This window comes from Variovorax sp. 22077 (assembly GCF_052044195.1).
GTDB classification, from domain to species: domain Bacteria; phylum Pseudomonadota; class Gammaproteobacteria; order Burkholderiales; family Burkholderiaceae_C; genus Variovorax; species Variovorax atrisoli.
In genome coordinates, this window is record NZ_JBQEQC010000001.1 from 228,967 (window position 1) to 242,337 (window position 13,371).

The window sequence follows — 13,371 nt, forward strand, 5'->3', positions numbered from 1 at the left end:
GCCAGCCTCGTCGTTCACCCCGCCGGCGCCTCGGCCGGCGGCATTGCCCCATCGGCCTGCGCCGGCAGGGTGCGTTCCAGCAGCAGATAGAGCGCCAGCCCGCCTGCCAGCGGCACCAGGTAATACAGCGCCCGGTATGCCAGCACCGCCCCCATCAGTGCGCCCTGCCTCACCGTGCCCGACAGCAGGGCGAGATACACAGCTTCGAGCACACCCAGCCCGGCCGGGATCGGCGTGATCACGCCGACGATGGAGGCTGCCATCAGCACCGCCAGCGTCGTGGCATAGGGCACCTTCTGGCCCAGAAGCAGGTACATGGCGGCGCCCATCAGCGCCCAGTTGGCGCTCGACAGCACCAGCTGCATCGCGGCGATGCGCCCGCCAGGCAGACGCACGTGCCGACCCCTGATCACCCATTCGCGCCTGCGGGAGACGGCGCAGGCCACCACGTAGCCGATGGCCAGCAGGATCATCGCCACGCCGAGCGCGCGCAAGGCGCCGTCACCGATGTGCGCCTGCCGCGGCGGATGGATGGCACCGGCTGCGAAAAGCCCGCCGGCCAGCAGCCCGTAGCCGAGCCAGTTGGTCGCCAGGCTCAGCCCCACGATTTGCGCGACGGTGGCTTCGTCGAGACCCGCGCGTGCATAGAGCCGCGCGCGCATCCCGATGCCGCCGACCAGCGAGCCGAGGTTGAGGTTGAACGCATAGCTGGTGACGGCGATGGCCCAGGTCCGCGGCGCCGACAGCTTGTGCCGCAGGTGCCGCCTGCCGATCAGGTCGAAGCAGCCGTAAAGCGCGTGGCTCGCGGTGGCGAGCCCGAGCACGGCCAGCAGCAGCCAGGGCGAATACTTCTGCAGCGCATGCCAGGCGCCGGCCCAGTCGATCTTGTGGATGTGCGACAGCAACAGGCCCAGGACGACGACACCCAGCGCGGGAAGGGCCCACCGCCGCCAGCGTTGCCACCGCGTGGTGGCCGCGGCTGCGCCGGGGGCTGCCGGGGAGCTCAGGACGGCCGCCATCTCAGTCGGGATCGCGCTTGCCGCCGTGCGTCGCGGCTTTCTCGGGGGTCTTGTGCTCGGCCTCGCCCTTCTCGTGCAGCTTCTTGTTGGTCACGCCCTTCATGAGCTCTTCGCCCTCGACGTCGCGGCCATCGGTGGGGACGGACTCTTCCTGCGTCACTTCCGGCTCCTCGCGCGGCGTCTGCTTGGGGTTCTGCCTCATGCTGATGGCTCCTCGGGCTGTGTGTGTGTGTGTGATTGATCTGCGGATGAGCCGAGTCTTGGCCGCGCGCGGCCTGCACGCCGCCATCCGCAGGCGACGACAGGTGCAGGACATTTGCCATAGGCCTCCACCTTGGCCTCTACGTTGCGAACGGCGGTGTCGGCATAGGCCGACATGGCTGCGCGCCGTCTGTCCTCAAGGCACGGCTGCCGCGCGATCTAGGCTCATGCGCAGACGAAGAACCGGCGCGTCGCTCTTTCTCCTCATCGCGCGCGCCACGCCGCAGGAATCCCGCCACAGTGACGACCGCCACCCTTCCCTCCAAGACAATTCCCGCCGGCGTCCCCGGCACCAGCACGCCGGTTCCCGCGACCACGCCGCACCGGTGGAGCTTCATCCGCGCAGGCGGCCTCGACCAGGTGGTGTTCCGCAGCGGCGCGGACATCGCCCACATTGCCGAACTCGACCAGAAGCTGTGGGTCGCGCTAGCCTGCCCCACCCGCGGCATCGACTTCGATCCCCGCACGCTCGACCTGATCGACACCGACGGCGACGGCCGCGTGCGCCCGCCCGAGGTCATCGCGGCCTGCCGCTGGGCCTGCGAGCGGCTGCGCAGCCCCGACGCATTGCTCGCCGGCGGCGGCACCCTGTCGCTGGACGACCTCGACGACAAGGGCGCCGCGGGTGCGGATCTCGCGAAGGAAGGCCGGCGCATCCTCGACCTGCTCGGCAAGAACGACTCGAACACGCTCACGCTCGCCGACATCTCCAACCGCAGCGAGTGGCTCGCCGCCATGCGCTTCAACGGCGACGGCGTGGTCACCCCCGACACCGCCTCTGACGACGCGCTGCGCGCCACCATCGAGGAGGCGATGCGCACCCACGGCAGCACGCCCGACCGCCACGACAGGAAACCCGGCCTCGACCGCGCCCGCGCCGAGGCCTTCATGGCAGACGCCAAGGCCATGCGCGACTGGTACGCGCGCGCCGAAGGCAGCGACGAGGCGCTGCTGCCGCTGGGAGACCGCACGCTCGCGGCGACCGAGGCGCTGCGCGCGGTCGCTGCCAAGATCGACGACTTCTTCGCGCGCTGCCGCGTCGCGGCCTACGACGTCCAGGCGGTGGTGGCGCTCAATCCGTCGCCGCAGGCATACGACGCACTGTCGGGCCACACCCTCGACGTGGGCGCGCAGCCTATTGCCGAGCTGCCGCTGGCGCCTGTCACACCCAGCCGCTCGCTGCCCTTGCGCGGCACCAGCCTGAACCCCGCGTGGGCCGAGGCGATGGCCGTCTTCGCACGCGACGCCGTGGCGCCGCTCCTGGGCGAGCGCGATGCGCTGGAGGAGGAACAGTGGCAACAGCTGCGCCGCCGGCTCGCGCCCTGCGAGGCCTGGATCGCGTCGCGCCCGGCCAATGCGCTCGCAGGCCTGCCGCGCGAACGCATCGATGCCTTGCTCGCGACGCGCGACGCCCTCCTCGCACTCATCGCCGAGGACGAGGCCGCCGAGCAGCACAACCGGCTGCTGGTCGACCTCGAAAAGCTGCTGCGGCTGCAGCGCGACCTGCTGGTGCTGCTGCACAACTTCGTGTCGTTCAAGGCCTTCTACCAGCGCGAGGGCGCCATCTTCCAGGCCGGCACGCTCTACCTCGACGGACGCAGCTGCGAGCTCACCGTGCAGGTGCAGGACACCGCCCGGCATGCGGCGCTGGCAGGCCTTGCAAAGACCTGCCTGGCCTACTGCGACTGCACGCGGCAGGGGCAGAAGATGAGCATCGTCGCGGCCTTCACCGCGGGCGACGTCGACTTTCTCTTCGTCGGCCGCAACGGAGTCTTCTACGACCGCCAGGGCCGCGACTGGGACGCCACCATCACCAAGCTGATCGAGAACCCCACCAGCGTGGGCCAAGCCTTCTTCGCGCCCTACAAGAAGTTCGTGCGCATGATCGAGGAACAGGTGGCCAAGCGCGCCGCCGCGAGCGAGGCGGGTTCGCAGAATGCGCTCCAGTCGCTGGCCGGCCGGGTGGCCACGGCCGACCAGGCGGCGGGTGCGAATGCCGCCGCCAAACCGGCTGCCAAGCCGGGCGTGCCATCGGCCGGCAGCCGCATCGACGTGGGTACCGTCGCGGCCATCGGGGTGGCGCTGGGCAGCATCAGCGCGGTGCTGGTGGGCATCTTCGGCAAGTTCATCGACCTGGGGCAGTGGATACCGGTGGCGCTCGCCGGCATCGTGATCGCCATCTCGGGGCCGAGCATGCTGATCGCCTGGCTGAAGCTGCGGCAGCGCAGCCTCGGGCCGATCCTCGATGCGAGCGGGTGGGCCATCAATGGCCGCATGAAGGTGAGCGTGCGGCTCGGCGGCATGCTCTCTCAGACCGCGCGCGTGCCGCCGGGGGCGAAGCGCATCGCGCCCGATCCGTACCGCGAACGGCATGGCCTCGCGGGTGCGGTGGCTGCCGCCTGCATCGTCGGCGCGGTGGCGCTGCTGGCCTGGCGCATGGACTGGCTGGACGACCGGCTGCCGCCACGCCTGCAGCACGATCCGGCGACCACGAGTGCCCCGGGCGCCTGAACCGCCGTGAACGCCGATGCCCGCTTCGCGAGCCTCGGCGGACGCTGTCGGCGCTGTTGGTTTAGTGCACCTGGCCTACACCTTCGCAGTAGTCCAAAGCATTCACATTCATACTGTTGCGCAAGACAATTGCAAGCAGATCGCAATTGGCGACCTGCGCCGCATCCTCTTTGAACCGCAGTTTCGGGAACACATCGCGACTCCATGGAACACCGGCTGGACTGGACCCTCGCTGCCTGCGCCCGGCTTCTTCGGCCGGTGGTCAGGCTCGCGCTCGCCATGGGGGTCAAGCATCCGCACATCGAGGAACTGCTGCGTGACCTGCTGATCGAGGAAGCCCAGCGCAGCTGGCGCAAGCAGGGCGTTCCCAACCCGAACCTGAGCCAGCTTTCGGTCACCACCGGCCTGAACCGCAAGGCGGTGACGGCCAAGGTCAGGGCAACCACCGATCCCCTGCCCCATACGGAACTGTCGGCTGCGGCCAAGACCTTCACGTTGTGGCTGCAGATGCTTACTAAAGATGACACCTACCGCCGGCTGCCCATCACGGCGGGCCAGGACGCGCCCTCGTTCGAGGCCGTCGCGCGCCTGAGCAGCCGCGGCAACGTGCATCACCGCACCATCCTCGACGAGCTGGTGCGCCTGAACATGGTGAGCGAGGACGAGGACAAGGGCGTGGTCGAGCTCACGACCGACGGCTTCGTGCCGGTCGAAGACCTGCAGTCGATGCTGGCCTTCCTGGGCGACAACGGCCGCGACCACCTGCTGGCCGCCGTCGCCAACACCCTGGGCGAACAGCCGCGGATGCTGGAACGCGCGGTGTACGCGCGCGGCCTCTCGCTGGAAGACTGCGAACGGATCCAGCGCCTGGTGCGCGAGCGCTGGACGGCGCTGCACCATGAGCTGGCCCAGGACATGTCGAAGGCGGTCGACGAGGCCCCCGCCGGCGCGAAGGCGCGCATCCGCGTGGGCATCTACACCTACTTCGAAGACGAGCCAGCCGATCGGGCGCCGGCACGGCCGCCCCCATCAGAAAGCGAGCCCAGGCCATGAGCACGATCAAGACACCTCGCAGGATCATCTTCGGCCTGCTGTCGGCCGGGATCATGGCGCTGCTGCTTTCGTGCGGCGGAGGCGGCGGGAGCGGAGGCGGCTCGATCGCAGGCCTTGGCGTGGGCACGGGCAGCACTTCGCCGCCGGCGGCCACCGGGGCTGCGGGAACTACGGGAACCGCGGGGACAGCCCCCACCGGAACCGGAACCGGAACCGGAACCGGAGCCGGAGCCGGAACGGGAGCCGGGACATCGACAGGAACGGGCACCGGCACAGATTCGGCGGGGTCCGGAACCGGCGGTACGGGCTCGACCGGCGCCGCAGGCGGCTCGAGCGGCACAGGTGCCACGGGCGCTACGGGAGGCACCGGCAGCGACGCCGGCGCGGGCAGCAGCACTGCAGGCAACAGCAACACCGACGGCTCCGGCGTGGGCTCAGGCGGCACCGGCGTGACGGCGGACGCAGCCGGCATCGGCGCGGCGGACGGCCTGGGCAGCGTCATCCTCAACGGGCTGCGCTACGACACCGACAGCGCCACCTTCACCATCGAGGATGCGACCGAACTGCAGATCGGCATGAGCGCGCGCATCGCGGGCAAGGTCGACGCCAACTTCACAAGCGGCATCGCCAACCAGGTCGTCTCGGCGGCCGAGCTCCGCGGTGCGGTTTCGAACATCGACCTTGCCGGCGGCACCTTCGTGGTGATGGGCATCGGCGTCAGCGTCGACTCGGCCACGGTCTGGGCCGACGCCAACGGCCTTTCCGACGTCAGGGCGGGCAGCGTCATCCAGGTGTGGGGCCTGCCCGGCGCGCCAGGCATGCTGAGGGCCACGCGCATCCAGGTGGCCCCTGCCCTCACCGATCCGCTGGCCACAGGCGCGGTGCAGAGCCTCGACAAGGCGCACAAGACCTTCATGCTCGGCCAGCTGACCGTCGACTACGGCACGGCCGCGTTCACGGGCCTGGACGAATCTTCGCTCGCCAACGGCGTGGTCGTGCGGGCCCGCGGCACGGCGGCCCCTGCCGGCGGCGTGCTCTCGGCCACCAGGGTGCAGGGCTGGTACGCCATTCCGACGAGCAATGGTGTGGCGGTGCAGCTCGCGGGCGTCATCACTGACTTCGCTTCGCGCGGCTCCTTCAGGGTGCTTGGAACGCCGGTCGATGCGACCAATGCGCAGATCGCAGGCGGCAATGCGAACTCGCTCGGCAACGGCGTGAAGGTCGAGGTCGACGGGTTCATGTCGGGCGGGGTGCTGGTGGTGAAGAAGCTGCGCATCCGCAACGTGCCGGGCACGGGCGGACCGGCCTCCTTCACCGTGATCGGCGCCATCGGCGGGTTCACGCCGCCCGCCAGCTTCAGGGTCCGCGGCCAGCCGGTGGATGCCAGTACGGCCGTTTTCGAGAACGGCACCCAGTCCGACCTCCAGAACGGCCGCAAGGTCACGGTCGTGGGCGACCGGGTGGTCGACGGCGTACTGATCGCGCAGCACGTCACGTTCTCGCCCTGAGCGAGCAATCCTTCACGAAACAAACTCTCGACAAGGCCGGGCGGCGGGAGTACAACTAAATAACTAAAGTGAAAAAATCACATTTAAAGCGCTCACGCCAATGCTGCCCCTCGACGAACGGAGATCGTGCATCCGCGGCGTTCCGCCCGCGGTAGCGCTGCTGCGCGTCTCGAAGCGGTATCTGCGATCAGCGCTGCGATGCGGGCATCCGTCCGCAGTTCCTGCTCATTGCTCGATGTGCACCAGTCGCGGTGCAGACGGGAGCATGTATGCCGCTCACCCTCCTCCTCCGGCTTCTGCACGAGAAGCTTCCAGTCACGCTCACTGCTGACCCCGACATCAGGCACGCCTCCGTACTGATGGCTACCGGCCTGGTGGAAGCCGAGTTCCATCTCGACCACTTCGGCTACCAGCAGTACGAGAGCGCGGTGGTGTTCGACATCACCGAGGAAGGCCACGCCGAGATCGCCGGCCTGCGCGCCGGCGCGGCCGTGGCGGCGCTCGAGGAGCCGGGGTGGCCGGTGATGCCGCTGGACTACCTTCGCAAGATCGGCAACTCGGTCTTCCCGCTGCGCATCGACGACCCGGCGGAAATCAACTCCGTCGCCGTGCTGAACGCCGCGGGCATGGTCGAAGCCACGCTGCCACCGCCCTGCCGGACCCGGCAGAGCCCGCAGAAATCCAGGCAGGCGGTCGTTCTCCGCGTCACGCCGCTGGGCCGCACCGCACTGGTCGAACGGCGCGCCTGAGGCCGGCCCCGCAAGCCGGACAAGGCCGCGTCGTTGCGCTGAACAGGTACCCGCAAATATCCCGCCGGCCACGAGGTGCCAGGACCGCATCCCCTCGACAGCCTCCCGAAAATCCCGGCGCAACGGCACCTTTGCAACCAAGTGCAACAAGAGTCACAGATTGACGATCGACCTCTGGCGCCATTGTTTTCGACTACCAAAGTAGTAATGTGAAACCTTCACATACATCCCTTTCAGGTGCGAGGCATGAATTCCAGAATGACACCGTTCGGCTCCGCCTGCAGCCATGGCCCCGCGCCCTGCATCGCGTGATCCGACTCATGCCGGGAACCCCAAGCCATGCTGGCCCATACCACCGCCGCCCCCGAAGCCGATACGGGTGTCGCCGCGGATGCGCTCATGGTTGCGCGTATGCGGCTGGTGCTCTCGGTTTCGGCGCTGCTGGCGGTGGTGGTTGATGCCGGGGACCATCGCGAGCACATCCACGGCACCGTGTGGCTGGCCTTCTGCGGCTATGTGCTGCACAGCCTGCTGGTTTACGCATGCACCCGCATGGGCCGCCCGTACTTCCAGGGCAAGGTCATCCACTGGTCCGACGTGCTGTGGTTCACGCTCATCATCTTCGTGACCGACGGCGTACAGAGCCTCTTCTTCCTCTTCTATTTCTTCGCGATCCTCACCTCCGCCTTCCGCTGGGGTTTCGAGGAAGGCGCCCGCGTGACGGTGGCTTCGGTCGCGTCCTTCGCGGCCTGCGGGCTGGCCACCAGCACCGGCAACGACGCGCCCCAGCTCCTGATGCGCAGCACCTTCCTGCTGGCGCTCGGCCACATGATCGTGCACTGGGGCGGCTCCAAGCTCGGGCTGCAGCGCCGGCTCGCGCTGCTGGGCGACGTCAGCCAGCTTTCCAACCCGCGCTTCGGCGCCGGCCGCACCATCGCCCGCACGATGGAAAAGACCCTGGCCTTCTTCAGGGCCAGCCACTGCATCCTGCTGACGCGCGACACCGCCTCGGGCAACTGGGTCCTGCGCACGCTGCGCAAGAACGACGCCTGCGAGCACGTCAGCGTCGAGACCATCGGCCGTATCGCCGAATCCCCGCTGATGGCGTTGATGGCGCTGCCGACCGGCCAGACCGTGCTCAGCAACCGCCTGCCCTGGCCGCTGAGCCGGCTGTGCGCACAGAGCCATGTCTTCGAGCCGGCTGCCGCAGCCGGCTGGCGCGCCGAGGACGAGGAAGGCGCGCAACGCTGCGAGGCGGTGGCGGCGATGCTGGAGGCGCGTGCCTTCATCAGCGCGCCGCTGCCGATGCGGCTGGGCGAAGGCCGCGTCTTCGTGTCATCGCGCGACGGCCTCTTCAACAAGCCCGATGCGCTCTTCCTCACGCACCTGATGGAGCAGATCTTCCCGATCATCGAGACCATCGAGGTGCTCGACCGCATGGCCTCCGAAGCTGCCACGGCGGAGCGCCTGAAGTTCGCGCTCGACCTGCATGACACCGCCGTGCAGCCCTACATCGGCCTGCGCATGGGCCTGTGCGCGCTGCGCAGGAAGGCGGCCGCAGACAACCCGCTGAGCGAAGACCTGGAAAAGCTCACGGACGTGGCCGACGGCGTCATCGCCGACCTGCGCCGCTATGCGGGCGAAGTCCGGCAAGGCGCCAACGGCTGCGGCGGCCTGGTGCTGCCGCAGCTGCACCGCCAGGCCGCGCGGATCAAGGGCCTCTACGGCATCGACATCGCGGTGGCCGTCGACGGCCCGCTGCACCTCGACGACCGGGTGAGCGCCGAGGTGCTGCAGCTGGTCGGCGAGGGCCTCAACAACATCTGCAAGCACACCCAGGCCCGCCGCGGCAGCGTGCGCCTGGCCTGCAGCAATGGCCGGCTGCACGTTCGCATCGAGAACGAAGCCGGCCAGGAGAGCTTCACCAGGTTCAGGCCCCACTCCATCACCGAACGCGCAGCGGCTCTCGGCGGCCGCGCGCAGGTCCGCCAGTGCGAGAGCGGCGGCACCGCCGTGCTGGTGGAAATACCGATCTGAGAACCGACGAACACCGACCGCATGCCAGCCAGCACGCGCTGCACCGACACGAGACAAGCCAAAGCCAAGTTCAAGGAGCCCACCATGCAGCCAGCCACCCACCCCATCAGCGTCCTGCTCGTGGACGACCACCAGACCATGCTCTGGGGCCTGTCGAGGTTGATAGACGGCGAGCATCCGCGCATGAAGGTGGTGGGCACGGCCTGCTGCTGCGAGGACGCGGTGGCAACCTCGCAGAGCCTCGCGCCCGACGTCATCGTGCTCGACCTGGACCTCGACGGCCACAGCGCGCTGGACATCCTGCCCCGGCTGGTGTCCAACGAGGTGTCGCGCGTCATGGTGCTCACCGGCGAGCGCGAACAGCGCACGCTCGACCTCGCAGTGCTGCAGGGCGCGCGCGGCGTGATGCGCAAGGACGCGCCGGCGCAGCAGGTGATCGACGCGATCGAGCGTGTGCACAACGGCGAGCTCTGCGTCGACGCGCAGTCCATCGGCCGCGTCTTCTACGAGCTGACCGCGGTGAAGAAGCAGCAGCCCAAGGCCGATCCGGAAGCTGCCAAACAGGCCAGCCTGACGAGCAAGGAGCGCGAGATCATCCACACGGTGGTCGAAGGCAGCGGCGCGTCGAACAAGGCCCTGGCCGCCAGGCTCTTCGTCACCGAACACACGCTGCGCAACCACCTCACCTCGATCTACCAGAAGCTCGGCGTGGGCAACCGCCTGGAGCTGTACATCTACGCGATGAAGCACCAGCTCCACGCCCCCGCGCACTGAATCCAGCAGCACGACACGCGAAGGCCAAAGCCCGAAGCCCTGCGCGCCGCAACCGGCGCGCAGGGCTTTTTTCCATCCAGGAGATGTCGGTTCGAATGAAGGGCTCAGGTCCCGTTGAGCATCGGCATGATCATCCGCACGATGCGGATCGCCGCCGGCGTCAGGATCACCAGCGAGATGCACGGGAAGATGCACAGCACCAGCGGAACCAGCATCTTGGTCGGCACCTTGGCCGCGAGCTCCTCGGCGCGCACGTGGCGCTTGTGGCGCAGGTCCTCGGAGAACACCCGCAGCGATTCGCCGATGCTGGTGCCGAAGCGGTCGGCCTGGGTCAGCATGGTCGCGAAGGTGCCGATCTCGTCCACGCCGGTGCGCAGCGCCAGGTTGCGCAGTGACTTCTCGCGGGTGGAGCCGGCGCGCATCTCGAGGTTGGTCCAATGCAGCTCCTGCGCCAGCGCCGCGCTCTTCACCTGGATTTCCTCCGTGACCTTGGCCAGCCCGGCATCGAGGCCCAGCCCGGCCTCCACACACACGAGCATCAGGTCGGCGGCGTCCGGAAAGTTCTCGAAGATCTCGCGGCGGCGCGAGCGGATCATCAGGCGCAGCACCAGGTTGGGCAGGTAGCAGCCGGCCAGCGCCACCACTGCCAGCCACAGCAGCATCACCGTGCTGTCGTCCGCCGCACCCGTCGCTCGCAGGCCGACGTAGGCCAGCGCGGCGAAGCCCAGCGGCAGCAGCGTCTTCATGCCGAAGTACATGATGTAGGCGTCCGGGTGGCGGATGCCCGCGTTCAGGAAGCGCACCCGCAGCGGCGAGAGCTCGGCATCGCTGGTGGGCGAAGAGAGCTGCGCGAACGGCCCGACGATCTTGACGGCCTTCTCGGTCCACGCCGACTTGCCTGCCGGCATGGCCACCGCCTGCAGTCGCTGCTCGGTGCGCGTCGGCGACAGCCAGGCGGCCACTCCGACGATCGCCATCGACACGGCCAGGAAGACGAGAACGGGAAACAGCATGGTCATGGTTCTTCTCCTTCAGACGCGGATCTTCACGATCTTGCGCAGCAGCACGACGCCAACGAGCATCACCAACAGCATGTACTTGATCACCGTCTGCCCGATCGGATCGGTCCACAGCGGCGACATGAATTCGGGGTTGAACACGTTCATGAGCGCCGCCAGCGCGAACGGCATCAGCCCGAGAATCCAGGCCGACAGCCGCCCTTCCGACGACAGCACCCGCACCCGCGCCAGCAGCTTGAGCCGCTCGCGGATCAACCGGCTGAGGTTGCCCAGCACCTCCGTCAGGTTGCCGCCCGAATCGCGCTGGATCAGCACCGACACCACGAAGTAGCGCAGGTCGGTCAGCGGCACACGCTCGCTGAGGTTGGTCAGGGCCTGCTGCAGCGACACGCCGAAGTTCACCTCGTCGGCGACCATGCGGAACTCGCCGGCGATGGGCTCGGCCATCTCCTCGCCGATCATCTGGATGCCGCTGGCGAACGAGTGCCCCGCGCGCAGCGCCCGCGTGACGAGGTCCAGCGCCTCGGGAAGCTGCTTTTCCAGCCGCGTCAGCCGGCGGCTGCGCTGGTTCTGCAGGTAGAGCAGCGGCAGTATCGCCAGGCAGCCTCCCACCACCAGCCCGACCAGGAGCGACTGGTGCACGATCACCATCGATGCGAAGAAGCCGAGCACGCCCAGCACGCACGACACCAGCAGGAAGCTGGAGACCGTCCACTCCAGCCCGGCCTGGAGGATGAAGCGGTCCAGCACGTGCGCGCGCGGCAGCGTCAGCAGCAGGCGCTGCATCCACGGCACCTCGCTGAGCATGCGCTCCTTGGCCAGGTGGGCCTGCGGCGTGCGGTCGACCGCGGCGGAGAACGCCTGCAGCCGCTTCTCGATCTTGCGCGCCTCGGGCCCCTTGTAGGAGCGCCACAGCATGTAGAGCCCCTCCAGCATGAGCAGCACGGTCACGAACACCAGCACGGTGACGGTGATGAGGGTGTTGCCCCCCAGGTTGTTGAGCATGATGGCCTCCTGTTGCTTGCCTGGTCAGGTCATTCGTAGTGCTTGGTCGGGTCGAACATCGCATCCGGCAGGTCCACGCCGTACGCATGCAGCCGCTCCGCGAACTTCGGCCGCACGCCGGAGGCCTGGAAATGCCCACGCACCTGTCCGTCGGGGCCCATGCCGGTCTGGCGGAAGCTGAAGATCTCCTGCATGGTGACCACCTCCCCTTCCATGCCGGTGATCTCCTGGATGCTCGTGACCTTGCGGCGCCCGTCCACCAGGCGCAGCACCTGCACGATCACCGTGATGGCCGACGCGATCTGCTGGCGCACCGTGCGGTGCGGCAGGTTCAGGTTGGCCATGCCGATCATGTTCTCCAGCCGCGCCAGCGCGTCGCGCGGCGTGTTCGCGTGGATGGTGGTGAGCGAGCCCTCGTGGCCGGTGTTCATGGCCTGCAGCATGTCGACCGCCTCGGCGCCACGCACCTCGCCGATCACAATGCGGTCGGGCCGCATGCGCAGCGCGTTGCGCACCAGCGCGCGCTGCGTGATCTCGCCCTTGCCCTCGATGTTCATCGGCCGCGTCTCCATGCGCGCCACGTGCGGCTGCTGCAGCTGGAGCTCGGCCGCGTCCTCAATGGTGATGATGCGTTCGCTCGGCGGAATGAAGCCTGAGAGAATGTTCAGCAGCGTCGTCTTGCCGGCGCCCGTGCCGCCCGAGATCAGCATGTTGACCTTCGCCTGGGCCAGGCCCTCGAGCATCTGCGCCATCTGCGGCGTCAACGTCTTGAGCTCGTTCACCAGGTTCTCCATGCGCAACGGGATCTTCGCGAATCGCCGGATCGACATCATCGGCCCGTCGAGCGCCACCGGCGCGATGACCGCGTTTACGCGCGAGCCGTCGGGCAGCCGCGCGTCGACCATCGGGCTCGACTCGTCGATGCGCCGCCCCACCAGCGAGACGATCTTGTCGATGATGCGCAGCAGGTGCTTCTCGTCGGTGAAGCTGACGTTGGTCAGCTCCAGCTTGCCCCTGCGCTCCACATAGATCTTCTCGTGCGAGTTGACCAGGATGTCGGAGACCGAAGGGTCGGCCATCAGCAGCTCGATCGGCCCGAAGCCGAGCATCTCGTGCTGGATGTCGCGGATCAGCGTGCGCCGCTCGATGTCGTTGAGCGCCTCGGGCTCCTCCTGCAGCAGCCGCGTGGTCATGGTCGAGATTTCCTGGCGCAGCACTTCGGGCTTGAGCGTCTCGAGCGCGGAGAGGTCGAAGCGCTCCAGCAGCTTCAGGTGCATGCGCTCCTTCAGCGACTTGTAGGCGTCCGAGGCATAGGGCGAGACGGACTGCTCCACGGCACTCCCGCCTTGCCGCATCGCGCTGTCGGTATCGATGGCATTGAGCTGTTCTCTGAATGACATGGGGACCTGCCTTGCTGTTGAATGGGTTGGGCGAT

Annotated in this window: 11 protein-coding genes; 6 read left to right on the forward strand and 5 right to left on the reverse strand. The window is 68.3% G+C overall.

Going from position 1 to position 13,371, the window contains the following annotated elements; genetic code table 11:
* Positions 1–14 precede the first annotated feature (14 nt).
* Positions 15–1,019 carry a lysylphosphatidylglycerol synthase domain-containing protein gene (locus tag ACTJLF_RS00980; RefSeq protein ID WP_132798731.1) on the reverse strand — a complete coding sequence of 335 codons (1,005 nt, stop codon included), beginning with the start codon at positions 1,017–1,019 and terminating at the stop codon, positions 15–17.
* A 1-nt stretch (position 1,020) separates the two neighbouring features.
* Positions 1,021–1,221, reverse strand: coding sequence for a hypothetical protein (locus tag ACTJLF_RS00985; protein ID WP_440882317.1), 201 nt, complete (start codon positions 1,219–1,221; stop codon positions 1,021–1,023).
* Positions 1,222–1,520: 299 nt separating this feature from the next.
* On the opposite strand from ACTJLF_RS00985, the gene ACTJLF_RS00990 reads away from it, so the two are divergent.
* The 6 genes from ACTJLF_RS00990 (at position 1,521) to ACTJLF_RS01015 (ending at position 9,912) form a co-directional block, all read left to right on the forward strand.
* A complete protein-coding gene (locus ACTJLF_RS00990; RefSeq protein WP_440882318.1) occupies positions 1,521–3,791 on the forward strand; it encodes a hypothetical protein in 2,271 nt (756 codons plus the stop codon).
* A 204-nt stretch (positions 3,792–3,995) separates the two neighbouring features.
* Positions 3,996–4,844: a DUF6502 family protein gene (locus tag ACTJLF_RS00995; RefSeq protein WP_126181814.1), complete on the forward strand. Its 849-nt coding sequence runs from the start codon at positions 3,996–3,998 to the stop codon at positions 4,842–4,844.
* Complete coding sequence (locus ACTJLF_RS01000) at positions 4,841–6,352, forward strand: DUF5666 domain-containing protein (RefSeq protein WP_440882319.1); 1,512 nt, start codon at positions 4,841–4,843, stop codon at positions 6,350–6,352. The genes ACTJLF_RS00995 and ACTJLF_RS01000 overlap by 4 nt, the downstream gene beginning before the upstream one ends.
* A gap of 269 nt (positions 6,353–6,621) precedes the next feature.
* Positions 6,622–7,101 (forward strand): hypothetical protein, encoded by a 480-nt coding sequence (locus ACTJLF_RS01005; protein ID WP_126181812.1) that lies wholly within the window; start codon positions 6,622–6,624, stop codon positions 7,099–7,101.
* 339 nt (positions 7,102–7,440) lie between these two features.
* Complete coding sequence (locus ACTJLF_RS01010) at positions 7,441–9,138, forward strand: sensor histidine kinase (protein WP_019652664.1); 1,698 nt, start codon at positions 7,441–7,443, stop codon at positions 9,136–9,138.
* Positions 9,139–9,222: 84 nt separating this feature from the next.
* Positions 9,223–9,912: a response regulator gene (locus ACTJLF_RS01015; RefSeq protein WP_026346192.1), complete on the forward strand. Its 690-nt coding sequence runs from the start codon at positions 9,223–9,225 to the stop codon at positions 9,910–9,912.
* 104 nt (positions 9,913–10,016) lie between these two features.
* On the opposite strand, the gene ACTJLF_RS01020 is transcribed toward ACTJLF_RS01015, so the two are convergent.
* Genes ACTJLF_RS01020 through ACTJLF_RS01030 form a run of 3 tightly spaced genes read right to left on the reverse strand, consistent with a single transcriptional unit; the run spans position 10,017 to position 13,336 of the window.
* Positions 10,017–10,931, reverse strand: coding sequence for a type II secretion system F family protein (locus ACTJLF_RS01020; protein WP_019652666.1), 915 nt, complete (start codon positions 10,929–10,931; stop codon positions 10,017–10,019).
* A gap of 12 nt (positions 10,932–10,943) precedes the next feature.
* Positions 10,944–11,936, reverse strand: coding sequence for a type II secretion system F family protein (locus ACTJLF_RS01025; protein ID WP_440882320.1), 993 nt, complete (start codon positions 11,934–11,936; stop codon positions 10,944–10,946).
* A gap of 29 nt (positions 11,937–11,965) precedes the next feature.
* The gene (locus ACTJLF_RS01030) at positions 11,966–13,336 is read right to left on the reverse strand and encodes a CpaF family protein (RefSeq protein WP_019652668.1); all 1,371 of its coding nucleotides are present in this window, start codon (positions 13,334–13,336) and stop codon (positions 11,966–11,968) included.
* Positions 13,337–13,371 lie beyond the last annotated feature (35 nt).

What these genes read in the sequence shown, in the direction of transcription:
- ACTJLF_RS01005 (WP_126181812.1), top strand. Translation starts at nt 6,622, where the DNA reads ATGCCGCTCACCCTCCTCCTCCGGCTTCTGCACGAGAAGCTTCCAGTC.
- ACTJLF_RS00995 (WP_126181814.1), top strand. Translation starts at nt 3,996, where the DNA reads ATGGAACACCGGCTGGACTGGACCCTCGCTGCCTGCGCCCGGCTTCTT.
- ACTJLF_RS01025 (WP_440882320.1), bottom strand. Translation starts at nt 11,936, where the DNA reads ATGCTCAACAACCTGGGGGGCAACACCCTCATCACCGTCACCGTGCTG.
- ACTJLF_RS01030 (WP_019652668.1), bottom strand. Translation starts at nt 13,336, where the DNA reads ATGTCATTCAGAGAACAGCTCAATGCCATCGATACCGACAGCGCGATG.
- ACTJLF_RS00980 (WP_132798731.1), bottom strand. Translation starts at nt 1,019, where the DNA reads ATGGCGGCCGTCCTGAGCTCCCCGGCAGCCCCCGGCGCAGCCGCGGCC.
- ACTJLF_RS00985 (WP_440882317.1), bottom strand. Translation starts at nt 1,221, where the DNA reads ATGAGGCAGAACCCCAAGCAGACGCCGCGCGAGGAGCCGGAAGTGACG.
- ACTJLF_RS01010 (WP_019652664.1), top strand. Translation starts at nt 7,441, where the DNA reads ATGCTGGCCCATACCACCGCCGCCCCCGAAGCCGATACGGGTGTCGCC.
- ACTJLF_RS01020 (WP_019652666.1), bottom strand. Translation starts at nt 10,931, where the DNA reads ATGACCATGCTGTTTCCCGTTCTCGTCTTCCTGGCCGTGTCGATGGCG.
- ACTJLF_RS01015 (WP_026346192.1), top strand. Translation starts at nt 9,223, where the DNA reads ATGCAGCCAGCCACCCACCCCATCAGCGTCCTGCTCGTGGACGACCAC.
- ACTJLF_RS01000 (WP_440882319.1), top strand. Translation starts at nt 4,841, where the DNA reads ATGAGCACGATCAAGACACCTCGCAGGATCATCTTCGGCCTGCTGTCG.